We start from the raw sequence: 23,475 nt of genomic DNA, 5'->3' as shown, positions 1-23,475 counted from the left end.
GGGGGGTCGGCGTCCGTGGAGTTCCCGTCGTCGGCGGGCATCGCGGGTGACGCCGCCGTCGAGGCCGGTGTCTAGCGTGGCTGTCGTCTCACCCGCCGCCTACCTGCGGGTCTATGAGCCATTGGCCGCGTTCCCGCCCCCGGACCGCGTCCGTTGGCAGCGGTACGCGGCCTCGGGGCCGCCGTCGCGGCGCGCGGGCGCCCGGCGCGAGCGGGTCGTCGCGCTGGTGGCGACCGTCCGGCCGTCGCTGGACGTCGCCGACGAGTCCGCCTTCGTCCAGTGGGCGGACGGCCTGATGTTCGTCTGCCCGTGGTCGACACAGCTGCGGGTGTGGCAGGCGGCGATGGAGTTCCGCGGGCTGATGCCGGAGCGGGTCGCCGAGGCCTTCCTCCCGCGCCGGCTGGTGGACCCGGCCGAGACCGAGCTCGACCGCTGGAAGGCCCGCCGGCCCGAGATCAAGATTTATGTCCAGACCTGCACCTGGATGGTGCCGCCGACCTGGTTCGTGCTGTTCGACCCGGGGGAGCGGGCGTTGGTCACCGGCGACAGCGCCGACCGGTCCATGGTCTACCGGACCACGATGAGCCTCGCCCGCCGCCGGGTCGGCCGCGCGGTGGAGGCGATGGAGACCCTCCGGGCGGCGAACACCGACGCCCCCGCGATCGAGGGCGTCGCCGAACTGGCCCGTTGGCTGGGGTCCTTCCATCCGCAGAGCAGGGTCGAACTGGACTACGACGGGCTAGTTGACCTGCTGGACGACGACATGCTGCGGCGGGACACATCCGTCGAGGACATCGTCGAGGCGGTCAGTGCGTTACGCCGTGGGCGAACAGACCTTGCGGTCGAGGCGTACGAACGAGTGCTGATCAGGTGGAGACCCCTGCAGTCACGGGAATCCGCCAGTTGATCGGCGCCGCCTGTTAGCAGAGCGTTGCCCTCCGCTTCGGACGAGCTGTGACTAGTCAGCAGATGGTCCTGACGTGCCATGTCCGAAATGCCCCCGAAGGATGCACGATCTGTATGGGACGGAGCGACGCTCTGTGACGGGAGGCCAACGCAATGACGACGAGAACGCCGGATGCCGAGCCGCTGCTGACGCCCGCCGAGGTAGCCACGATGTTTCGGGTGGACCCGAAGACCGTGACCCGGTGGGCCAAGGCCGGAAAGCTGACCTCGATCCGGACGCTGGGCGGTCACCGCCGGTACCGCGAGGCGGAGGTGCGTGCCCTGCTGAAGGGAGTTCCGAGCATCGGAAGTGACATCTGATAACCGCGCCGAGTCGGCGCTGATGGCGGCGTCCTGGTAACACCAGGCGTTCGGTGGCTGCCCGGCCGGGCGAACAACCCGACGGCCGGACCCGCCTGCTGAGCGGACGTCCCATATGCCTGAACTCTCCACCGCTCCGGGAGGGCGGTGGTGGTTCACGTGTCGAAACCGACGGGCGGCACCCACGCTGTCCGTCGGTTTCGTTCGTTCCAGCTCGCCTCGCGGCTGCGCACGCACCCGCGGGACCAGCGGGAACAGCGGCTTGGGAGGGCGGCTGGGGACGGCGTCTCGCCATGCCGGCTCGGTTTTCGCCATGCCGACCCGGATGGTGTGTGCCAGGTCGCGTGGGCTCGATGTCCTGCGTGGCAGGTAGTACGGGAGCCTGGGGCCATGCGCGATCTTGCATGGCCCGCCGGCGCCCATGAGGCTGTTCGCATGGTGGGAACAGCCGGCGGCCGGGCCGTGGGTCGACGTGGTCCGCGAGCCCGAACGCCAGGTGCCGTCCTGGTCTTTCTCACCGTGGTGCTGCTGGCGGTCCTGTGCCCGGCCTGCGGTGGCGGCGAGGCCGGGGGCCGCCCCGGTGCGTCCGGTGCGGGCACCGGCGTGGCAGCGGGCGGTGGCGCGGCGGGTGGCGGCGGGGTGGTGCCGACGGCCGAGCCGGTCGTGCGGACCACCGGCGGCGAGGTCCGCGGTGTCACCGAGGGCCCGGTGGTGTCCTTCTTCGGTCTTCCCTACGCGGCGCCGCCGGTCGGCGCGCTGCGCTGGCGGCCGCCCGCCCAGGCGGCCCCCTGGAACGGCGTGCGGGACGGTTCCGTGCGCGGCCGTCCCTGCCCGCAGGAAGGGCCGCTGGCCGGCGCCGCCAGCGAGGACTGCCTGTTCGTGAACGTGAGCATGCCGGCCGGCGCGCCCCGGGCGACCGGTACGGGGCTGCCGGTGCTGGTGTGGATCCACGGCGGCGGCTTTGTCACCGGATCGGCCAACGAGGCGGACCTGTCCGCGCTCGCGGCCGGCGGGCCCGCCCTGCTCGTGGGCGTGAACTACCGACTCGGCGCGCTCGGCCAGCTCGCGCTGCCGGCGCTGAACGCCGAGTCCGGCGGTGACGCGGGCTCGTACTCGCTGGCGGACCTCATCGCCGCGCTGCGCTGGGTGCGGGCGAACGCCGCCGCCTTCGGCGGGGACCAGAACAACGTGACGATCTTCGGGGAGTCCGCGGGCTCGGTGAACGTCTGCGGGCTGCTGGCGGCGCCGTCCGCGCACGGACTGTTCCAGCGGGCGGTCATGCAGAGCGGGCCGTGCCAGTGGCCGCTGCCGACCATGGCCACGGCCGAGGGAACAGGCCAGCAGTTCGCCGCCCGGATGGGCTGCGCGGACCCCGCCGGGGTGCTCGACTGCCTGCGGGCGCGGCCGGTGGAGCAGATCGTCGGCGGCTCCGGGCAGTCGGACATCCTGACCGCTCCGACCTGGGCACCGGTGGTCGGCAGCCGGACGCTTCCCCGCCCTCCGGTGGACGCCGTCGCCGCCGGCTCCGCGGCCGGGGTGTCCGTCCTGCTCGGGACGGTGCGCGACGAGGGGCGGGCCTTCACCGCCAGCTACGACTCCGGTGGGGAGCTCACCGACGAACGGTTCGCGCAGATCGTCCGGGCGGAGATCCCCGACCGGGCGGACGCCGTCCTCGCGGCCTACCCGCCCGGGGTCGTCCCCGCCCGCGAACGGCTCGCGCAGGTGATCACGGACCGGGTCTTCGCCTGCCCGACCGCGCACTCCGCCGACCTGTTCAGCCAGCCCAGCGGGCAGCCCGGGGCCGGGTCGGGGTCCGGGTCCGGGCCGGGGGGCGTCGGGCCCGGTCGGACGTTCCTGTACGAGTTCGACGTCCCGGGCCTCGGGCCGGTGACCGACGGGGTGGCCACGGGCGCCACCCACGCCGGGGAGCTGCCGTACCTGTTCCGCTCCGCCGCCTCGGACGCGCCGCGGCCGGGGGCGACCGCCGGGGAGCGCGCGCTGTCCGCGGCGATGGTCGACTACTGGACCCGGTTCGCCGCCACCGGTGATCCGAACACGCCGCCCGCCGGGGCCGTCGGTATGGGGTCCGGGGAGCGGGTGCTCCCGGCCTGGCCGCCCTGGCCGGGAGAATGGAACTCGACGGTTCCGGACCGGCTGGCCCTTGAGCCGGGTGTGCTGGTGGCGCGCTCCGGCTACGCCGCGGCGCACCACTGCGACATCTGGGGCTGACCACCTCAGTCCGGCGGGGAGCCGGGCGGGGGTTTGCGGGCGATCGCCCCGTAGCTGCTCACCTCGGCGTCCGCGAGTCGCTCTTCCCCCTCGTCTTCCGGATGCCAGCGGTGCACCGGGACGAGCCCGGGCGCCACCGGTTCGAGGCCGTCGAGCAACGCGGTGATCTCGGCGTGGGAGCGCGGCTGGAAGGGGATCCCGCGGTCCTGGTAGATCGTGGTGCCGAGCTCGGCGACCTCCGGGGCCACGAAATCCCCGGTGGCGTGGGTGATCGCCAGGTAGCTGCCCGGGGCGAGGGCCCCGAGCAGCTCCCGGACGATGCCCGCCGGGTCCTGGTCGTCCGGCACGAAATGCAGGATCGAGAACAGGGACAGCGCGACGGGCCGGTCGAGGTCGAAGGTGTCGCGCAGCTCGGCGGAACGGATGATCCTGCCGGGATCGAGCAGGTCCGCGTCCAGGTAGGCCGTCCGGCCGCGCGGGGTGCTCGTCAGCAGGGCGCGGGCGTGCGACAGGACGATCGGGTCGTTGTCGACGTACAGGACCCGGGCCGCGGGGACGGCCGCCTGCGCCGTCTCGTGCAGGTTGGAGCTGGTCGGGATGCCCGTCCCGATGTCGAGGAACTGGTGGATCCCGGCGTCGCGGGCCAGATGGCGGACGGCCCTCGTCATGAACGCCCGGCCCTGCACCGCGGTCGTCCTGGTCGCCGGGTAGACCGCCAGCAGGTGTTCGGCCGCTTCGCGATCGGCGGGGAAGTTGTCCTTGCCGCCGAGGAAGTAGTCGTACATCCGGGCGGAATGCGGGATGTCGGTGCGCAGGTCCACCGGGGGTGTGCTTCGGTGCGTCGGCCATCTCACCGCAGCACGCGTGGCCTCGTCCATCCCCGCCTCCGGGTGTCGCAGTCATGCCTGGCCGCCGTCGCCCAGACGGGTGCTCTCCGCGGACCGCCCGCGACCGGTCACGCGAGGACCGGTCGCCGGGGGCCGCGACGCCCGGAACCCACTCGTCGGTGATCGTGCCGGTCGGGAGCCGCCCGAGCGAACACCACCTGAGCCGGTACCGGAGACCGCGCACCGTGCTGGTGTTGGCACGATGTGTGGAGGGCACTTGCCGCGATTATGTCGAACTCGGACACTTGCCGCGTCCAATGTGTCGTTGGGGGGACCAACAGACCGATTGATCCCGATCCGCCGGCCCGGACCTTGCTCCAGGTCAGGCCCGGCGGGGCGCGCCGGGGTAGGTCCCGAACGACCAGCTGTTGCCCTCGGGGTCACGGGCGGCGAAGTCCCGTGACCCGTAGTCGGTGTCATGCGGTTCCATGGTGATCTGTGCCCCCGCGGCCCTGGCCCGGGCGCACAGGGCGTCCGGTTCCGCTGTCACCACGTAGGCGCCGAAGCTGCCCGGTTGGAGGCCACACGGGTCGTCGGGGTCGTCACGGGTCGAGCCGAGCATGACGCCGCCGCCCGCCGGCCAGGCGAGCTCGGCGTGGTCCACCCGGTCGCCGGACCCGCCGTGGTCGGCGGGTCCGTACGAGACGACCTCCTCGAAGCCGAACGCCTCGGTGAGGAAGGCGATCAGCGCCCGCGCGTCGCGGGCGCGCAGCGTCGGCCAGACCTGGGGCGGTGGTGCCTTCACATCGCTCATGAGTAGTTCATGTCCTCTCCGTAGCCTGATCGTCAGCGGACCCGGGACGGGCCAGGCCCGGCCGACGATCCGCCGGGCCTGGCCCCCCAGGCTTGGACGTTTCGGAACTGGCATGGTGGGCGGTCCACCGGGACCGCTCGGCCGCCCTGCCCGAAAGGAGACCGGTGCCTTTCACGTTGAGTCATCCCGCCGCGGTGCTGCCGTTGCGGCGGCTCGGGCTGCCGATGAGCGCGCTGGTGGCCGGGTCGATGGTTCCGGACGTACCGGTTTTCCTCGGCTGGTCGGCGATGTACCACCTCAGCCACAGCCTGCTCGGTGTCGTGACCTTCGTCCCCCTGCTCTCCCTGGCCGCGTTGGGGATCTGGTTCTGCCTGGCCCGCGACGCCCTGCTCGACCTGGCTCCGGATCCGGTCAGGCTGCGGCTGCCGCCCCGGGCCCGGCCCACGGGACGTCAGTGGCTGCTGGCCCCGGTGGCCGCGGTCGTCGGGGGCCTGACGCACACGGGTTGGGACGCCTTTACCCACGAGAATCGATGGGGTGTCCGTCAGGTGGCCTGGCTGCGCGCCGAGCACGGCGCCCTGCCCGGCTTCAAATGGCTCCAGTACGGCATGGGCGCGGCCGGGCTGATCGTGGTCGCGGCGGCGGTCGTCGTCCACCTGCGGGCGCTGCCACGAGGGCCACGACGGCCGCGGCGGCATTCGGCGGAAGCGGCGGTCCTTCCGGCGGTGGTGGCCCTGGCGGCGGGGACCGGCGCCGTCGTCGGCCTGGCGCAGGCGTCGCGCGGGCTGCACGCGGTCGCCTTCCGCGGCGTCGTCACCGGCGTGATCGCGTTGGTGGTGGGCCTGTTCCTGATCGCCGCCGGCTGGCAGGCGGCGAACCGCGGGCCCCAGGCCGACGGTCGGTGGGCATCGGGACGCACACTGGAGTGATGGCCAGGCCAGCTGACCCGCTCGCGGTGGTGGACGAGTACGTCCGCGCGGCGCCGGTGCCCGCGTTGCGCCCGTACATCGCCTGGTACAGCGGCTACCGCCAGCGTGGGCTCGCGCCCGCCCTGCACCGCGGCCTGCCCTCGCCGTACCTCACGTTGATCTTCACCCTGGACGAGCCACTGACGGTCGTCGGGCATCCCGATCCCCGCCAGGCGCCGGGCGGCTACGACACCCTGCTCGGGGGGCTGCACACCTCGCCTGCGCTGATCGCACACGACGGCGCCCAGTCGGGAGTGCAGGTCGCGCTGCGGCCGCTCGGCGCGCGGGCGCTGCTCGGCCTGCCGGCGGGCGAGCTCGCCCAGCACGATCTTCCGGCGGACGCGGTCCTCGGTCGTGTGTGCGAGGAGGCGCGGGAGCGGATGCGGGCGGCTTCCGGTTGGGCGGGAACATTCGCGGTGCTGGACGACATCCTGTCCCGACGGTCCGGTCACCGGGTGTCCGCGGTCGATCCGGAGATCGCCGAGGCATGGGCGATGCTGGAGCGTGCCCGAGGCTCCGTCCCGGTGGTGGAGTTGGCGGCCGAGGTCGGCTGGAGCACCCGCCACCTGCGGACGCGGTTCAGAACCGAGATCGGCCTGACCCCGAAGGCGGCGGCCAGGGTCATCCGTTTCGATCATGCCCGTCGCCTGCTCGGTCGCCGGGCCGCGGCCGTGGCGGGTGCCGGAGGCCCGGGGGAACTGGCCCTGGCGGATCTGGCGGCCGGTTGCGGGTACTTCGACCAGGCGCACCTGGCCCGCGAGTTCCGCGCGCTGGCCGGGGCGCCGCCGAGCCGTTGGCTCGCGGAGGAGGCGGGCTACCCGGCGACCGGTCGACGGGCGCGGGCGGAGAACATCGGGACGAAATAGGCCGGGCCTTCGGGTCGCACCGTCGCCCGGCCGCCAGGCGTCGCCTGGTCGTCAGGCGCGGGTCAGGTCTCGCCGCGGATCAGCAACGGCAGGTCGTGGGCGTAGTCGGCCACCGAGGTGCCCGTCAGGTAGGCGACCCGGGCGGTGCCGTCCGGGCCGAACGCGGTCACCTGCGCGCTGTGTGTCACGTTCACCGTGCCGTCGGCCTCGCGTACCGCCGGTTCGATCGCCACGTCCAGCGCGTCGGCGAACTCCTTGATGTGCGGCCAGGTGCCGGTCAGGCCGATGAAGGACGCGTCGAACTGGTCCAGCCAGTGGCGGATGACCGGTGCGGTGTCGCGGTCCGGGTCGGTCGAGACGAACACGACCCGGATCCGGTCGCGGTCGGCCGCGGGGATGCTCTCCAGCGCCGCGTCCAGGTCGGCCATGGTCGTCGGGCAGATGTCGGGGCAGTTGGTGAACCCGAAGAACACCAGCGTGACCCGGCCGGCGGTCGCCTGGTCCGTCCGCAGGTCGAACGGAGCCCCGGCGGTGTCGACCAGCGTCGTGGTGGGCTTCGCGACGGGGGTACCGAGGGACACACCACGTACTCCGGCCGCCCCGCCGACCTCGCTGAGATCGACCACGGCCGGGCTGGACGAGCCGCCGTCCCCGGAACCGCAGGCCACCCCGGTGAACAGCAGCAGGGTCGCCGTCCCGGCGCAGGCCAGGCCAGTGGACGCCCGCCCCCGCTGCCCGTGCCGCTCAGCCGGTCGCCGCAAGGCGGACCAGCTCCTCTGCCTGCTGCTGCCACCAGGCGCCGGCCACGGGGTCGCCGCGTCCGCACTCGCCGTCGCTCGCACCCGGGGTTTTGATCCAGAGGAAGGCGTCGGCATGCGGTGAGCCGGTCTCGATCGTCGGGGCGGCCCCCAGGCCGCGTCCCGGAGGGTTGCACCACGGGTCCTGGATCCCGTCGGCGGGGCCCTGCCCGTTGCGGGAGGTGTCGACCACGAAGTGGGTGCCGCCGGTCAGCGCCGAGACGACCTCGCCGCGGGCCGTCTCGTCCGCGGTCCGGTAGTAGTTCGACACGTTGACCGCGAAGCCGCGGGCGCCCTTCACCCCGGCTCGCAGGAGCCGATCGGCGATCACCGGGGCGGCCGTCCAGCCGCAGTTCGCGCCGTCCAGGTAGACGCTGGTGTTGGGCAGCGCGCCGTAGACGCCGACCGCGTCGTTGAGCAGCGCGTAGCGCTCGGCCTGCTGGTCGGCGGGCAGGCTGTCCATCTGGCCGAGCGAGTCCGGCTCGAGGACGACGACCGCGCGGGCGTCACTGATCGCGCCGGCGACCTGGCGGGTGAACGTCCGGTAGGCGTCGGCGTTGGGCAGGCCGCCGGCGGAGTGTCCGGCACCCGCGTCGCGGTGCGGAATCGCGTAGATCATGAAGATCGCGGTCGTGCCGGTGTCGCGGCTGGCGGAGACGCGCGTGCGGACCTCGCCGGACACGTCCCGCAGCCAGTCGCCGACCGGGAACGCGGTGGGGGTGTTGACCAGCGGCGCGATGGCCTGGGCACGGGCCGGGTCGCGGTTCGCCTCCTCGGCCGCCTGGCTGTTGCGGTCGATGAGGAAGGGCGCCGCCGGAGCCGGATCGGGGGAGGAGGCGGACTCGGCCGGCCGCTGGGCGCCGGCCGGGTCGCCGGCCGGACAGTTCGGTCCGACCGCTGTCAGCGGACCGGTCGGGACGTCCGGTGTGGTTACGGCCACAGAGGGTGTTACCGGAGTGGGGTTCGAGCCCCCGCCGCAGGCGGCGAGGGCGAGCACCGCGGCCGCCGTCGCCCCGGCGGCACAGGCCCGGCGCCGCAGGCGGGTGCGGCCTGGCCGACCCGGCCGACCTGGCCGGTCCCGAAGCTCGCGCCATCGCGGCTTCGGTCCGTTGCCGTCTTCCGCCCGGACGGTCACCCGGCATCCCCCTTGCTCCCGCGATCCAGGCTCCCGTGATCCAGCCGGCCGGGCCAGACGCCTGCGCTGCGCCGATTGAACCCGTCCCAGGCTAGTACTGACCGTCCGGCTGGCCCGAATGGTGGGGGTGTGGGCTCACTGGACCTGCACCCAGGTGGCGACGGACGGAATGTTCTTGCCGTTGTCGACGAAGAGCATGTACCAGTCCGGCGGGAGCAGGTTGGCGTTGTCGGGAACACTCACCGTTACCTTGCCGTTCGCCTGGCTGACCACGGGGAGGGCCACCGAGCGCTGCTCGGTGTCGGTCACGTGCGTGTAGGCGCCCGGCCGGATCAGGCGGACCTTGGAAACATCCTGCGAGACACCCAGATCGATTGTGGTGCCGCGGGTCACCGAGGTCGGCGCGGTCTTGATGACCGGCCGCTCACCCTGATACATGTACGGCGGACTGTAGATCTCGATCCGGGTCTCGAAGAAGTTGTCGTCGCTCAGCGGATTCGAACCGAAAACCGCCACCCGGCCGTCGGGCATCAGCAGATAGCTCGAGTGGTAGTCCCGGCCGACGAGCGGATCGGCGGCCGGGGTGAAGGTGTTCGTGTCCGGGTGGTAGAGCTCCGCCGTCTGGGTGTCCTTCTGCCGGTAGGCGGTGGAGCCGCCGGAGACGAGCACGGTGTCGTCCGGCAGGACGACGACACCCGGGTACCGCTTCGCGACGGTGGTGTTCGGCCCCTGCACGTAGTGCGGGTTCGGGTCGTCCAGGTCGACTATGGCGGTGCGGGCGGTGGCCACCTGGGTGTCGCCCACGCCGCCGCCGGCGACGAACATCACCCGCTGTTCCTGGGCCGGCGGCAGCAGCACCGTTCCCGCGGTCTCGTTGATCTCCGGCTGGGGCAGACCCGGAACTGCCTGGAACGTACCGTCGGTGAGGCTCCAGAATCCGGGCTGGCGGGCTTCCAACGAGGCCGGCCCGTAACCGGCGTTCGCGCCGGAGAAGAACAACCGCCCGTCCCCGGCGAGCAGCAGCGACGGGTACGTCGGGAACTCCTTGACCAGCCCCTCGTTGTGGATCCACGTGCGGTTCGCCTGGTCGAACCACTCCGTGTTGCCCGGGTCGATGTCGCCCTTGTCGTTCAGGCCGGAGACCGCGACCACCTGGCCACTGGCCAGAGTGACCAGCGTCGGGTACCACCTGGCGAAGTTCAGGTCGCCGGTCTTCTCGTACCGCTCCGTCTGCGGATTGAACGTGTAGCTGTCCTTGAGCCCCTGGTACTCCTGCTTCTTGCCGTCCGGCGAGTCCTGGGGGAGGACCTCGTACTTCTTCGTACCGCCGGCGATGAGCAGGTCACCGCTCGGGAGAAACGCCTGGCCGGCGCAGAAGACGTCCCACGGGGTGTAGATCTGCTTGAAGGTGTTGGCGACCGGATCCCACAGGATGGTCTCGAAGCGCTTCGCGTCGAAGTTGGCCTGGTTGTTTCCCGAGCCGGCCAGCAGCAGAATCTTCCCGGTGCGCAGCATAGCCGCGTGGATGGAGCGTGAACCGGGGTCGGCGACGATGTCCCAGCGGCCGTACTCGCTCATGTAGTCCGGCTGGTGCGAGCGCCAGGTGTCGTACTTGTCAGTCGCCCAGGCGTTCAGGAACGGGCCGTTCCCGGCCACGATGACAATGGCGAGGCAGCAGACCTGGACCACTCGCCACCGACGCGGCCCGCTGATTATTTTCATCGTCCCATCAGATTCTCGTCATGGCCATCAGCCGATCTCTTCCAACAGGCCGTCGAGTGACACCCGCCGGCGGCGGGGATGCAGGGTCATCGTGACGTCCTCGGTGTAGTGCGGAACACCGGCGGGGGAGCGGCCCTCCCGGGCGAGCGCGGCCCGCCGGGCGGCGAGGACCTCCTCCGGCGACCCCTGCCGGGAACGGAGAGTCACGATGGTGTCCTGATCGACATCGTCGGGGTTCGCCGAGTCGCGCCGCAGCCCGGCTGCGGCCAGAACGGCGCCGACGACCGGCCGGGAGGTTCGGACCGTGTCCTCAGGCGCGCCCGTGCCGGCACCGGCGCCGGGGCTGTTCGCGTCGGCGGCGGCGACGATGGCCGCGATCCTCGGCTTCGCCGTGCGCACGGTGTCGTCGCTGAACCGGTCCGGGGCCGGTGGCTGCTCGGCATCCCCGGGGTCCCCCGCGGCGCCGCGGGCACCGACGGACTCGAGGCCGGTCAGCGTCGGATCGTCGCGTTCCCACTCCGCCCGACCGGTGCCCGCGTGCTCCGGGGAGTGCGCCGGCCTGGACCGCCGCCGTCCGGGCGCGGCGGGACGTCCCGGCTGCGCCCGGCGCGGCTGGGCGGGCCGGGGCTGGTTCGGGCGCGCCGGTCGGATCGGGTGCGGCTGGGTGAGCGGCGGCGCCGGCGGGGGGACGGGGGGAACCGTCCGCTCGGTGCCGGGCGCCTCCGGGAGCGGCGTGCCGACGGTCGCCGGGTCGACGTCGGCCGGCCTGGTCCCGAAGCCCTTCCCACCGGATCCCGTTCCGCCGGGCCCTCTCCCACCGGCACCGCCGCCGATCGCCCCCATGACGGTCGTGTCCGCCGCGCTCGGGTCGAGGGTGGACGTCTCGATCGTGGCCGGGTCGACGGGCCCGCGGTCGCCGGTGCGTTGCGGCGGGATGTGGGCGGCCGGCAGCGGATTGGGAGCCACCGCCCGCCGCGGGGCCAGGATCGGCTCGATCAGCCACAACCCGATGGGAATCAGGCAGGTGATGATCGACAGTGAGGCCCAGACCATGTTCGCCGGGTACAGATGACCGAAGACGGCGGCGCCGGCCACGGACCCGCCGGAAACCGCCGCCCAGAACAGGTGCTTGCGGAAGGTCACCAGGCGGTCCGGGCTGGCCGCGTTCCCCTTGGGGGTGACGACGAAGCCGAGCTTGCGGCGGGTCAGCGCGCCGACGAGCGCCGTCGAGTAGAACGGCGTGCACAGCACGGACACGAAGATCCCGCTCATGCCCGCGCTGCCCTTCTCCTCGTGCGGGCTGATGTTGAACCGCCGCAGCCAGAAGTAGAGCAGCATCCGGGCCACGAACACGTCGACGTAGAGCGCCAGCCAGGCCGAGACGTGCACGACGACGCCGGTCGAGCCGAGCGCCATGTACAGCACGGTGAGCAGGTTGCCGATGATCCAGGTGATCGCGACGGTGGGGTAGTGCACCATCAGCGTCAGGTAGTGCAGGCGCGGGCCCCAGCTCAGCGCCTTGAGCCGCCGCGGCGCCTCGGTGACCATCACCTCGTTGGCGCCCCGGGCCCACCGCAGCTGCTGGCTGAAGAAGTCCGTCCAGTTCGCCGGGCCCTCGCCGACGGCGACCACGTCCGGGGTGTAGACGGACGTCCAGCGGTGGCCGGTGACCTTGTTGCGGGCGCCGTGCACGGCGAAGGACGTCGCCAGGTCCTCGGTGATGGAGTCCTGGAATCCGCCGATCTGCTCCCAGGTGGCCACCCGGTAGGCGTGGTTGGTGCCGACGAACATGCCGGCCGCGAAACGGTTCGCGGCCCGCTGGATCACCGAGTGGAACATGTAGTTCTGGGCCTCGGCGCCCCGGGTCAGGTAGTGCCGGAAGTTCCCGTAGACCTGCGGGCCGACCACGAAGGCGACGTTAGGGTCGCGGAAGTACCCGAGCATCCGGTCGGCGAAGTTCGGCAGCGGGATGTGGTCCGGGTCGACGGAGAGCACGACGTCGTACTTGTGGCCGTGCGCGTCAAGCCACGAGTTGTGGTTGCCGTGCTTGGTCTTGGCCCGGAACCGTCCTTTCTGCGTGTTCCACTTGTCCACGCCCTTGCGGGAGAAGTGGTGCACACCGGTCTCCCGGCACATCGCCTTCACGGCCGGGTCGTTGCCCTCGTCGAGCAGCCAGACGTCGATCTGCTCGCTGTACTGGATGTTGCGGGCGGCGATCAGGGTGTCCCGGACGATGTCGACCGGTTCCTTGGACGGCACGATCGTCGTGGTGAACGCCACCCGCAGCCCCGGCGGCGGCAGCACCGGCACCGGGTCGCGCATGATCATCGAGGACCAGCACAGGATGATGGAGCTCAGCAGCCGAATACCCTCGGTGACCACGATCAGCCAGAACATGATGTGGTTCCCGATCGCCACGGACGTCGGGAGGTATTTCGTGTTCGGATAGTGGTCCGGCTGGAGAAGCCAGACGAAGAACAATGACGACAGGCCCAGTGTCGCGATGAGCAGCGGCATGACCTGCCAGAGGACACGACCCGCCATAAGGCGCCGGTACTCGACGTGGTGCACAGCACCCTCGGCCGGACGCGTCAACGGCCCGGCGAGCGTCGAGAAGGTCGCGTAGTCGTATGCCACTGCTGTCCCAAACGGTCGTCGCGGAGATGGTGCCGAACGGATCCTGGGTGAACCTGTGGAATTCGGCGCGGGACTCCGCGGTCAGGTCAGGATGTGTCGCGGTCGGGGCTGCGGTCGGGGTCGCCCTCACGTTCCGTGCTCAGATCACGGTCGGAGGTGTGGTCGCCCGCGGGTGAAGCCTCTCCCACGGGCCGGGACATGTCGCCGCCGGGTCGGGTGCCGCGCTCTAACACCAGCCGGGCGCCACCGGCGGCCAGGATGACGACTCCGGCCGCCAGAATCACCCAGAGACCGAACGCGGTTCCGTGGGTCGCCGTCGGATTCACGGTCTGGAAGGTTCCGATTCGGAGCCGTTCGAGCTTGCGGGCCACCGGTTCAGCGGTCTGCAGCGCGGTGAGCGGAATGATGACCATCACCAGTCCGGCGACCGGGATCAGGCGGCGCAGCCAGGTGTTCTCCTCGGCCGGTGGGATCAGGAGGAGCAGCGCGACGGCCACCCCCAGCGCGAAGACGAGCTGCCCCGCCGGCGCGAGCCCCCAACCCGTCTGGTTCACGACGAGAAGATCGGCGCCCCGGTCTGAGAGGGTCGCGTGCGTCCAGGGGCGGAACGACGCGAGGGCGGCGATCACACCGGCGAGTGAGCACACCGGTCCGGTTACGGTGACGAGTCGGAAGCGGAGAGTTCTCGCCTCTGCCCCGCTCGGCCGCGGCCTTGCCGGTGAATCCGCCTCCATTGATGTATCCCGCCCTCGAGGAACACGAAGTGCTTGCCGCCAATCGGCCGTCATCGTACATACCGTCGCTGAGGGCCCTGGCTCGCGGTGCTTTACGGGCCATGATTACGTGCCTCTCACGTAACGGTTCGCCGTGCCGTGCGCGTCAGCACCTCATTACAGTGACGTGAGTGTCGGGCGGGCGAGTTTTCGCTGCTACGAAGGCCCGAAGGTGGCGGACGGTCGCCCATCGGCCACACTTCCCACTCACGCCGGAGCGTCAATTATCCGGCCGGTGTTGTCGGCGCGCGTATCACCTGGGCCGCCTGGAGTGTGACGGCGTCTGTGCGTGACCATGGCACCCCTGCCGCACATCGCGCGGGATCAACGCGCGGCTCCCGGTGAATCTCGACACCAACGAGGGTGCCCATGCGGGGGTGACCACCTGCCCGCCGCCGCTGCCGCCACCGACGCGCACAGCCGACGCGCACAGCGGAGCCCCGGCGTCTGCTCTTGTGCCACTCGTCACGGTGGTCCCCGGAACGCGTCGGGCGGCAGGGACGTCAAGGCACGAACTGTGGCACCGTTGGGCGCAGGGACGAGAGAAGAGGGACTGCCGTGCGAGAAGCAGTGATCGTGGAGGCGGTGCGCACGCCGATCGGGAAGCGCAACGGCTCCCTGGCGGGCGTGCACCCGGTGGAGCTGGGCGCGCTGGTGCTCAACGAGCTCGTCAACCGGACCGGGATCGACCCCGCGCTCGTCGACGATGTCCAGTGGGGCTGCGTGACCCAGCTCGGTGACCAGTCGAGCAACGTCGGCCGGTACACCGTCCTCGCCGCCGGCTGGCCCGAGAGCGTCCCCGCGGTCACCGTGAACCGGGCGTGCGGATCGAGCCAGCAGGCGCTCGACCACGCCGCGTTCGCCGTCATGTCCGGCCAGCAGGATCTCGTCGTGGCCGGCGGTGTCGAGTCGATGAGCCGCATCCCGATGGGCGCCACCCGGCAGATGGGCGAGCCCTACGGGCCGAGCGCCAAGGCACGCTACGACGGCTCCGACTTCAACCAGATCGTCGGCGCCGAGCGGATCGCGCGCCGCTGGGGCTTCTCCCGCCGGCAGCTGGACGAGTTCTCCTCGCTGAGCCACGAGCGCGCCGCCGCCGCGGTCGACGCCGGTGCCTTCGAGCAGCAGATCGTCGCCGTCCCGACCGAGTCCGGCCCGTTCACCGTCGACGAGGGCCTGCGGCGCGGCACGACACCGGAGAAGCTCGCCGGGCTCAAGCCCATCACCGGCGAGGACGGTCTACTGCACGCCGGGAGCTCCTCGCAGATCTCCGACGGCGCCGCCGCGCTGCTCGTGACCACCCCCGAGAAGGCGCGCGAGCTGGGCCTGCGGCCGATCGTGCGCTACCACAGCGGCGCGGTAGTCGGCTCCGACCCGCTGCTCATCCTGAGCGGGCCGATCCCCGCCACGGAGAAGGTCCTCGCCCGGGCCGGGCTCTCCATCGGTGACATCGGCGCGTTCGAGGTCAACGAGGCCTTCGCCTCCGTCCCGCTGGCCTGGCTGGCGGACACCGGCGCCGACCCGAAGGTCCTCAACCCGCTGGGCGGCGCCATCGCGGTCGGGCATCCCCTCGGCGCCTCGGGCGCGATCCTGATGACCCGCCTCGCCCACCACATGCGCGACAACGGCATCCGGTACGGGCTGCAGACCATGTGCGAGGGCGGCGGCACCGCCAACGCCGCGATCGTGGAACTCGTCGCTGACTGACCAGCCGCTCCCGGATCCCCGGCCTCGATCCACCGGAGTGAATCCCGTCGCCGAGGCGCTCTACCAGACCATCCGGCGGCGACGGGACGTCCGCGGGCAGTTCACCGGGGAGCCGCTCGGGCCCGACGTGCTGCGCCGGGTGCTGGCCGCCGCGCACGCGGCGCCCAGCGTCGGCCTCAGCCAGCCGTGGGACTTCATCGTCGTGACGGGCGCCGCGACGAAGGCGGCGCTGCACGCCCACGTCCAGCACGAACGGCAGGTGTTCGCCGCCACGCTCAGCGGTGAGCGGGCCGAGCGTTTCGCGGCGATCAAGATCGACGGCGTGCTGGAGTCGACGCTCTCGCTGGCCGTCACCTATGACGCGGCCCGCGGCGCACCGGCCGTCCTCGGCCGGCACGCCATCGCCGACGCCGGCCTGTACTCGGTGTGCCTGGCGATCGAGAACCTGTGGCTGGCGGCGACGGCCGAGGGGCTCGGCGTCGGCTGGGTGTCCTTCTACCGGGAGGATTTCGTCCGCGAGCTGCTCGGCCTGCCGGCGGGCCTGCGCCCGGTGGCCTGGCTGTGTCTCGGACCGGTGAGCCACCTCGAGTCCACCCCCGACCTCGAACGCCACGGCTGGGCCCAGCGCCGTCCCCTCGAAGCCGCCGTCCACCACGAACGGTGGACGTCCGTCCCCTCCCCCGTCTCCGCCCTCGTTCCGGACCCACCCACCCACCAGACCGCTCCGGGCGGGTAGGGCCAGTGGGCGGGCCGGCCGGCGGGACTAGCCGGTGATCTCGGCCGGGGCCGTGCTGGGCCCGGGAACCGGCGGGTACGGGGGACGGTAGGCGGGGTCGATCTGCGTGGTCAGGTCGACGCCGGCCGCCCGGTTCGCCCAGGCACGGGCGTTACGGCGGTGGATCTCGTGCATCTGGGCCACGAATCGTCCGGGATCGCGCACGGTGCCGTCGACCAGGTCCTGCAATGTGGCCAGGGCGGACCTCGTCGCCGGGTCGAGGTCGTCGAGGTGGAACGGCCGGCCCTGCTCCAGCGCGCGGACGGGCGGACAGTGCCGGAAGCAGGCACGCAGGTCCGCGCCGAGGTGCTCACGCAGGAACGCGACATCGGAGTCGTCGGAGATCTTGTTGCCCACGGCCGACACGGTGATCTCGTACTGTGCCGCGTACTCCCGGTACTGGTCGTGGACGGCGATCGCCTTCCGCGTCGGCTCGCAGACCAGGAAGGTGTGGTCGAAGCGGGTGAACAGTCCGGACGCGAACGCGTCGGCCCCCGCCGTCATGTCGACGACGACGTAGTCGCCGGCGCCGTCCACCAGATGGTTCAGCAGCAGCTCGACCGCGCCGAGCTTCGAGTGGAAGCAGGCGACGCCGAGATCGTCCTCGGTGAACGCGCCGGTCGCGAGCAGCCGGACACCGCCGACGTCCACACCGAAACGCGCCCACAGCGGGTTGGCGTCATCCGTTCGCAGCAGCCGCGACCCGGGGCCGGGCGGTGTCGTCTTGACCATCAGCACGGCCGACGGGATGCGCGGGTTGCTGCCGCGCAGGTAGTCCTTGATCACGTCGAGGTGCTCACCCATCGGCGGTGCCGTGGCCCCGGTGCCGTCCGCTCCGCCGAGAGCCGCACCCAGGTGCTGGTTGATGTCGGCGTCGATGGCGAGGACAGGATGGCCGAGGGCGGCGAGGTGACGGCACAGCAGGGCGGAGAGCGTCGTCTTCCCGCTCCCGCCCTTGCCGACGAAGGCGATCTTCATGGTGGCTGTCTCCGAGGTCGTGGCGGCGTTGCCGCGATCAGAGCGGCATCATAACCGTTATCGTTTTCGATAGTCTGGAGGTGGGTCGCCGGGTCGCCGGGTCGCGCCGGTCCGAGGGCGGCCGCGCGGCGGGGGCGCGGCGGCCGCGCGGCGGGTGCCCGTCGGGTGTGGCCGCCCCGGCGGGACGGGCCGCCCGGGGTGGGGTGGGGGGCGGGCTGGCCCGCCGGGTGCGGGATACCGCGGAAGAAAGAGTCATCCTCGGGAATATCCCGCGATCTTTCGGCGCCTCGCACCTGTTCGATTTCTTTTTCGGTAAACGGAAAGATTTCTTCGTTACCTGTCGTTTACCGGGCGAAGCGTCGCTGTGACATGCGCCCGCCAATAATCTATGCGGGTTCGCCGGAATTCGGCCTACTCCGGTCGGCGCGCGGCCGAGAAAAGCGGGCCGTCGACGCGGGTGTACCGCGGTCGGCGGCCGCCGTCCTGTTCGGCTGATTGGAGAGGATATCATCATGCCATTCGTGATCACCTCCGCGTGCATCGATGTCAAGGACGGCGCGTGCCTGGGTGGCGGATGCCCGGCCGACTGCATCTACGAGGGAAACCGCAAGATGTACATCAACCCCGACGAATGCACCGAGTGCGGGGCGTGCGCGGTCGCCTGCCCGGTCGGGGCGGCGATGATCGACGAGATGGTCCCGGACGAGGAACAGGAATTCATCAAGAGCGAGGAGCTCTTCTTCTCCGAGGTCCTGCCCGGCCGGGAGGAGGCGCTCGGCGAGCCGGGCGGCGCGGCCGGTGTCGGTAAGATCAACGCCGACTCGGAATTCGTCGCCGCGTTCAAGAAGTAGGCGTATCGGCGAGCCCGGGCTGCCCCATCTCCCGAACGTCCACCACGTCGCGGACGCCGAGCGCCGGCCGCTCCGCGTCCCGAACGTCCACCACGTCGCGGACGCCGAGCGCCGGCCGCTCCGCGTCCCGAACGTCCACCACGTCGCGGACGCCGGACATCGGACGCCGGCTGCTCCGCTTCTCGACGACGGGCGCCCGGGCCAAGGGCCGAGACCTGCTCCGCGACCCCCGAGCCGGGCCGCACGCGCCCGGCGGGGATTTCTTCGACTCCACCGTCACGGAGGGCGCGGTTACGCTGGCCATCCCGAACGCACTGGCTGACGAGGCCACGGACGAGCCGCACACCGCGCACTCGACCGGCGGCGGGTCGGGGAGGCGCGGGGAAGTGGAGGAACGTCGGTGGACGACTTCGCGGTGAACAGGGACGTCGAGGCCATCAAGCAGCTGAAGGCCCGCTACTTCCGTCTGCTCGACACGAAGGACTGGGCCGGCCTGCGCGGCCTGTTCACCGACGACCTGGTGGTCGACACCACCGGGTCGGGTGGCGGTGTGGTCGCCGGTGCCGACGCGTTCGTCGGATTCGTCAGCTCCCACCTCGCGGAGGCGGTCACCGTCCACCACGGTCACACCCCGGAGATCACGCTGACCTCGCCGTCGGAGGCCACCGGAATCTGGGCCATGGAGGACCGGATCTGGTTCGCGAACGGCACCGCGGTAACCGGGTTCGGTCATTACCACGAGACCTATGTGAAGATCGACGACGCCTGGCGGATCTCCTCCTCGACCCTGACCCGCCTCCGCGTCGAACTGACCGGATCCACCACCACCTGACGGGAAATCGAGACGCCCGTGAATGCGGTTCCTGGTATTGCCGTAGGCGAGGCCGGGAATATAGTGGGGCCGGGAACACGGCGGGGTCGGGGATATGGCGGGGTCGGGGATATAGAGAGAAGGGCGCCTGCGGCGCCGGCCGCTGAGCCGCCTCGGACCAGCCCCGGTCGCGCAACGTCTCGGGCCGCTCCTCGGCCCGGGGTTATCATTGGCCCGGGGTGATCTTCGGGCGGTGGTCGCGATGACTCTCGACCTCTGTGGCCGCGGGGATCTTCGATCTCGGCGGGCGGAGCGGATCGCCATTCATCGGATAAAAAGCCCGAAGCTTCGGGTGGCCTGCTCGCCGTTTCGTTTCCTTCTTGCCCTTTCGGGAAGAAATACGCCCAGATCGACCTCTAAAACGGCGAGAAAGAAACCAAACGGCGAGCGGGCCAGAGCTGGACGGGCACCTGAACGGAGCGAGCCGTGCCCGCTCGGGATCACCGTGCCCGAGGCGCACCAGGTGGGAGGGCCGCCAATGCGTGTTGCCTCAGCCGGTCCATGCGCTGCTGACACAACTCGTTTCCGCTCGGTGCCGGCGGGCTGCCGCCCCGGCCTGCCCCGGCCTGCCCCGCCCCGGCCCGGCCCGGCCAGGTTGGGTCGAGGTCGGGTCAGGTCGGGTTGGTGTGGCGGGTGAGGAGGGCGCGGGCCTCGCGAGCTACGCCGATCATGCCCCGGCGGGCGGCGCGGTCGGCGACGTCGCGCAGGTCGTCGAGGTCCACCGGATCGCCGGCGAGCGTGGCGAGCTCCGCGGCGAACAGACGGCAGCGCAGCAGCGCACCGACGCCCCGCGCGCGGGTGGCGACGTCCACCGCGGTGCGAAGGTGTTCCCGCGCGCCTGGGAGGTCGTCGTCCAGAGCGGCCAGTCGGGCGAGGGCCAGCGCGACCGTGCCGACGTAGCCGCACTGGCCGATGTTCGCGACGCAGTGCGCGACCGGCGTCAGCCGTGCGGTCAACGTGGCGACCTGCGAGCGCAGGCCGAGGTCGGCGGCCGCGTGGGCGAGCATCGTCAGCCGCGCGTGGGTGGTCCAGGTGATCGGCTCGACCTGCGCGATCTCCGCGGCCAGCAGCTTGTCGGCGCCGGGGTCGCGGCGGGCGACCGCGGTCAGCGCCGGCGCCCACGGGACGAACGGGCTGCTCGGCACCGGCTCGTCCGGCTCGTCCGGCTCGTCCGGCTCGTCCAGCCGGCCCTGCTCCCAGGACAGCGCGAGCAGCGCGAGGTGGTACGCGCCGCTCTCGTAGAGCTCGGTCTCCCGGTGCAGGGCGAAGGCGTGGTGGTAGATCTCCGCCGCCGTGGCCAGGTCGTCGTCCCGCCACAGCGCCAGTGAGCCCTGCGCCCAGCGGAACTGCACCCGGCTGGCCGGCAGTCGCAGCAGGTCGCTGCCGAGCGCGCCGAGCCGGACGTGCTCGGCGGACCCCGGATCGCCCAGCGCCGTCTTCGCCAGGTAGAGCAGCCCGTGTGCGATCACCTCGTCGATCTGCGCGCTGGCGTGCGGGACGGCGGCCAGCCGGCTGAGCAGCTCGACGGACTCCACGGCCCGTTCGGCGATCCCGGAGAACGCCACCGCCCGGGCGAGCAGCGCGTCGGCCAGCGCCTCGTCGTCACCGATGCGTTCGGCCAGCTCGATCGCCCGATGACTGAGCAGGTCGGGAACCGAGCCGTCCGGGTCGTAGGCGCTGCCGACGGCGAGCGCGGCCAGTACCCGCACATGCGCGGCGGGGTCGGCGGCGACGAGGGTCTCCAGACCGGCGAGGCGCGCCAACAGCGGGGCCGGGTCGTCGCCGTAGACGGCCCAGGGCCAGGATCCGCTGGTCCGCAGCAGGGTGGCGGCGAGCCGGCCGGCCGAGTCGAGCCGCCCGCGGCGTACCGCGTCGAGCAGTCCGGCGTCGACGACGTCGAGCACCGTCTGGCCGCGCCCGGCGCGGGCGAGCGCGCTGACCCGCGCGACGAGCACCTCGTCCCGGTCGATGTCGAGATCGCCGGCGCTCCGGTCGAGGACGTCCAGGGCCTGGCCCCACCAGTGCGCGGCGGCTTCCGACTGCCAGCGGCGCTCCGCGTCGAGGGCGGCGGCGCGGCAGGCGTCGAACACGTCGGCGGACTCGGCCAGCGGCCAGGCGGCGGCGAGATGCGCGGCCCGGCGGGAGAGCGCCTCGCCCCCGCCGGGGCCGCCCCCGGCGGGGCCGCCACTGCCGGGGCCGCCGTTGACCGGGCCGCCGTCCACTGGGCCGATGGCCTCGGCGACCCGCAGGTGCAGCCGCTGGCGGCGCAGGCTGGAGATCCCGGCGACGACCTCGTCGCGCAGCAGCGCGTGCGCGAACATGTACCGCCCGGTGCCGGCGGCCTGGATGATCACGTGCTCGTCGGAGGCCTCGTCCAGCAGGTCGGCGAGCTCGTCGCGGTCGAGCCGGGTCACCTTGCCGAGCAGGTCGATGTCCAGGACGTCACCGATGACGGCGGCGGCCCGCAGCACCTGCAACACCGCCGGGTCGAGGACGGCGAGCCGCTGCCCGAGCACCGAGCGCACGGCGACGGGTACCTTTCCGCCGGCGCGGTCCTCGGCGGGCAGCCGGGCGTACTCGCAGACGAAGAACGGGTTCCCACTGGTCCGGTCGGCCAGCTCGGCGGCCTCGGCGGCGTCGATGGCCTGACCGCTGATCCGGTTGACCAGCTCCGACACCTCGCCCTCGGTCAGCGGTGGGACGGCCAGCCGCCGTGATCCGTGCCGGCGGGCCGCGGCGGCGAGCAGCCGGTCCAGCTCGGGGCGGCCGGTGACATCCCGGGCGGTGACGACGAGGGCCAGCCCGGGGCACGCCCCGGCGTCGGCGAGGTGGGTGAGCAGCCGCAGGCTCGCGGTGTCCGCCCAGTGGACGTCCTCGGCCACCACCAGTAGCGGGCGGGACCGCGCGGCCTCGGTGAGTGCGTCGAGCACCCGGCCGTAGACGACGAAGCGGGCCGCGTCCGCGTCGGCGCCGCTCGGCGGGGTCAGCAGGTCGTCGGGGTCGGCGCCGAGGTCACGCAGCAGTTGACGCACCGGCCACCAGGGCGGGACGGCGTCGTCGTCAGGGCACCCCGTCCGTGAGACCGCCCCACCGGCCCGGTGCCAGCCGGCGGCGGCCTCCTCGGCGAGCCGGCTCTTGCCGATGCCCGCGGGGCCGGTGAGAACCACCCAGCGGACGGGGCCGGCCATCGCCTCGGACAGCACCGAGTCGAGCACGGCGATCTCGCGCACCCGGCCGACGAGCTCCCCGTACCGGACTTCCGGCGTTCCCTCGCCTTCGGACGTCCTGCCGCCGGCCATGGTGGTCGGGGCGGCGGGGCGGGCCGCGCCGGCGGTGATCGGGTTGGCGGTGATCGGATCGGCGGCGTGGGCCGCGGCGGCACTGGTGGCTGGGCCGGTGGAGGCGTTGGCCGGACGAGTGGAAGCGTCGGCCGGATCGGTGGGAGCCGTCGAGCCGGTGGGAGTGGCTCGGCCGGTGGTGCGGGGGGAGGCCGGCCAGGACTCCAGCGCCGGGTCCTGGCGCAGGATGGCGCCCTGCAGGTCGCGCAGCGCCGGGCTGGCCTCCAGACCGAGCTCGTCGGCCAGCCGCCGGGCGTGGTCGCGGAAGGCGTCGAGCGCCTCGGCCGCGCGCCCGGCCCGGTAGAGAGCGATCATGTGCAGGTGGCAGGCGCGTTCCGCGAGCGGGGCGTCGTGCACCAGCTGCCGGGAGCGCAGCACCGCGGCGGTGATCCGCCCGGAGCCGAGCAGGCCGACGACCGCGCTCCGCTCGCACTGCGCCCACCGCTCGTCGACCGCGTTCGCCACGCCGCGTACCCACGGTTCGTCGCCGAACTCGGCGAGCAGCGGGCCCTGGCGCAGCGCCGCCGCCCGGTCGGCGGCCGCGACCGCGCCCGGCCAGTCCGCGGCGTCGGCGGCGGTCTGCGCCCGGTCGCACTCCCGCTCGAACAGCCGCAGGTCCAGGTCGTCCGGGGGGACGTCCGCCAGATAGCCCGGGGTGCGACGGACGATCGGCGAGGTGGCCCGCTCGTCGTCGCGCAGCAGCCGCCGCAGGTTGGAGATGTGCGCGTGCAGGCTGGAGAGCATGCTCGGCGGATGCTCGTCGCCCCACACGGCGCCGGCCAGGCGGTCGACGGAGACGACCCGGCCGGCGTCGAGGAGCAGGGCGGCCAGCACCGCCCGCTGTTTGGGGCCGCCGAGCTGGATCGGCCGGCCGTCCCGGACGACCTCGATCGACCCGAACAGGCGGTAGTACGGCACGCC

At 72.4% G+C, this 23,475-nt stretch carries 19 protein-coding genes; 9 read left to right on the top strand and 10 right to left on the bottom strand.

Annotation, left to right across the window (positions count from 1 at the left end):
• Nucleotides 1–76: 76 nt before the first annotated feature.
• From B056_RS0121705 to B056_RS37510, 3 genes are all read left to right on the top strand, one after another.
• Complete coding sequence (locus B056_RS0121705) at nucleotides 77–907, top strand: hypothetical protein (RefSeq protein WP_018503967.1); 831 nt, start codon at nucleotides 77–79, stop codon at nucleotides 905–907.
• 152 nt (nucleotides 908–1,059) lie between these two features.
• Nucleotides 1,060–1,266 (top strand): developmental transcriptional regulator BldC, encoded by a 207-nt coding sequence (gene bldC / locus B056_RS0121700; protein WP_006540950.1) that lies wholly within the window; start codon nucleotides 1,060–1,062, stop codon nucleotides 1,264–1,266.
• A 519-nt stretch (nucleotides 1,267–1,785) separates the two neighbouring features.
• On the top strand, nucleotides 1,786–3,495 hold the full coding sequence (locus tag B056_RS37510) for a carboxylesterase/lipase family protein (RefSeq protein WP_018503966.1): 1,710 nt from the start codon (nucleotides 1,786–1,788) through the stop codon (nucleotides 3,493–3,495).
• 5 nt (nucleotides 3,496–3,500) lie between these two features.
• Here B056_RS37510 and B056_RS0121690 read toward each other — a convergent pair whose 3' ends face one another.
• Both B056_RS0121690 and B056_RS0121685 read right to left on the bottom strand, forming a co-directional pair.
• The gene (locus B056_RS0121690; RefSeq protein WP_051105702.1) at nucleotides 3,501–4,373 is read right to left on the bottom strand and encodes an SAM-dependent methyltransferase; all 873 of its coding nucleotides are present in this window, start codon (nucleotides 4,371–4,373) and stop codon (nucleotides 3,501–3,503) included.
• A gap of 331 nt (nucleotides 4,374–4,704) precedes the next feature.
• Nucleotides 4,705–5,136, bottom strand: coding sequence for a VOC family protein (locus B056_RS0121685; protein ID WP_018503964.1), 432 nt, complete (start codon nucleotides 5,134–5,136; stop codon nucleotides 4,705–4,707).
• A gap of 164 nt (nucleotides 5,137–5,300) precedes the next feature.
• Here B056_RS0121685 and B056_RS0121680 point away from each other — a divergent pair, with 164 nt between their 5' ends.
• On the top strand, nucleotides 5,301–6,065 hold the full coding sequence (locus B056_RS0121680) for a DUF4184 family protein (RefSeq protein ID WP_026239975.1): 765 nt from the start codon (nucleotides 5,301–5,303) through the stop codon (nucleotides 6,063–6,065).
• A complete protein-coding gene (locus B056_RS0121675) occupies nucleotides 6,065–6,970 on the top strand; it encodes a helix-turn-helix domain-containing protein (protein WP_026239974.1) in 906 nt (301 codons plus the stop codon). Before B056_RS0121680 ends, B056_RS0121675 begins: the two co-directional genes overlap by 1 nt.
• Nucleotides 6,971–7,032: 62 nt before the next feature.
• Here B056_RS0121675 and B056_RS0121670 read toward each other — a convergent pair whose 3' ends face one another.
• The 5 genes from B056_RS0121670 to B056_RS0121650 all read right to left on the bottom strand — a co-directional run bounded on the left by B056_RS0121670 (nucleotide 7,033) and on the right by B056_RS0121650 (nucleotide 13,908).
• Nucleotides 7,033–7,731: an SCO family protein gene (locus B056_RS0121670; RefSeq protein ID WP_018503961.1), complete on the bottom strand. Its 699-nt coding sequence runs from the start codon at nucleotides 7,729–7,731 to the stop codon at nucleotides 7,033–7,035.
• A complete protein-coding gene (locus B056_RS0121665) occupies nucleotides 7,715–8,707 on the bottom strand; it encodes a glycoside hydrolase family 6 protein (protein ID WP_230203107.1) in 993 nt (330 codons plus the stop codon). The genes B056_RS0121670 and B056_RS0121665 overlap by 17 nt, the downstream gene beginning before the upstream one ends.
• Before the next feature lie 330 nt (nucleotides 8,708–9,037).
• Nucleotides 9,038–10,624, bottom strand: coding sequence for a galactose oxidase-like domain-containing protein (locus B056_RS0121660; protein WP_026239973.1), 1,587 nt, complete (start codon nucleotides 10,622–10,624; stop codon nucleotides 9,038–9,040).
• 27 nt (nucleotides 10,625–10,651) lie between these two features.
• The gene (locus B056_RS0121655) at nucleotides 10,652–13,261 is read right to left on the bottom strand and encodes a glycosyltransferase family 2 protein (RefSeq protein WP_018503958.1); all 2,610 of its coding nucleotides are present in this window, start codon (nucleotides 13,259–13,261) and stop codon (nucleotides 10,652–10,654) included.
• An 86-nt stretch (nucleotides 13,262–13,347) separates the two neighbouring features.
• A complete protein-coding gene (locus B056_RS0121650; RefSeq protein ID WP_020572628.1) occupies nucleotides 13,348–13,908 on the bottom strand; it encodes a hypothetical protein in 561 nt (186 codons plus the stop codon).
• Between the two features lie 684 nt (nucleotides 13,909–14,592).
• On the opposite strand from B056_RS0121650, the gene B056_RS0121645 reads away from it, so the two are divergent.
• The gene (locus B056_RS0121645; RefSeq protein WP_026239971.1) at nucleotides 14,593–15,741 is read left to right on the top strand and encodes a thiolase family protein; all 1,149 of its coding nucleotides are present in this window, start codon (nucleotides 14,593–14,595) and stop codon (nucleotides 15,739–15,741) included.
• Between the two features lie 37 nt (nucleotides 15,742–15,778).
• Nucleotides 15,779–16,477 (top strand): 5,6-dimethylbenzimidazole synthase, encoded by a 699-nt coding sequence (gene bluB / locus B056_RS0121640; protein WP_018503955.1) that lies wholly within the window; start codon nucleotides 15,779–15,781, stop codon nucleotides 16,475–16,477.
• Nucleotides 16,478–16,504: 27 nt separating this feature from the next.
• On the opposite strand, the gene B056_RS0121635 is transcribed toward bluB, so the two are convergent.
• Nucleotides 16,505–17,494, bottom strand: a complete 990-nt coding sequence (locus tag B056_RS0121635) for an ATP-binding protein (RefSeq protein WP_018503954.1) — start codon at nucleotides 17,492–17,494, stop codon at nucleotides 16,505–16,507.
• Between the two features lie 512 nt (nucleotides 17,495–18,006).
• On the opposite strand from B056_RS0121635, the gene B056_RS0121630 reads away from it, so the two are divergent.
• Nucleotides 18,007–18,345 (top strand): DUF362 domain-containing protein, encoded by a 339-nt coding sequence (locus B056_RS0121630; RefSeq protein WP_018503953.1) that lies wholly within the window; start codon nucleotides 18,007–18,009, stop codon nucleotides 18,343–18,345.
• Here the strand turns inward: B056_RS0121630 and B056_RS42985 are convergent.
• Nucleotides 18,335–18,550: a hypothetical protein gene (locus B056_RS42985; protein WP_154677162.1), complete on the bottom strand. Its 216-nt coding sequence runs from the start codon at nucleotides 18,548–18,550 to the stop codon at nucleotides 18,335–18,337. The two genes, B056_RS0121630 and B056_RS42985, sit on opposite strands and share 11 nt — an antisense overlap.
• Before the next feature lie 195 nt (nucleotides 18,551–18,745).
• On the opposite strand from B056_RS42985, the gene B056_RS0121620 reads away from it, so the two are divergent.
• Nucleotides 18,746–19,177, top strand: coding sequence for a nuclear transport factor 2 family protein (locus B056_RS0121620; protein WP_018503951.1), 432 nt, complete (start codon nucleotides 18,746–18,748; stop codon nucleotides 19,175–19,177).
• A gap of 650 nt (nucleotides 19,178–19,827) precedes the next feature.
• On the opposite strand, the gene B056_RS0121615 is transcribed toward B056_RS0121620, so the two are convergent.
• Entirely contained in the window at nucleotides 19,828–23,472 is a 3,645-nt protein-coding gene (locus B056_RS0121615) for a BTAD domain-containing putative transcriptional regulator (protein WP_018503950.1), read from the bottom strand.
• Between the last annotated feature and the right edge of the window lie 3 nt (nucleotides 23,473–23,475).

The organism is Parafrankia discariae (assembly GCF_000373365.1).
Classification (GTDB): Bacteria; Actinomycetota; Actinomycetes; order Frankiales; family Frankiaceae; genus Parafrankia; species Parafrankia discariae.
Note: the sequence above shows the minus strand (reverse complement) of the source record. Positions and strands in the feature narration are given on the sequence as shown.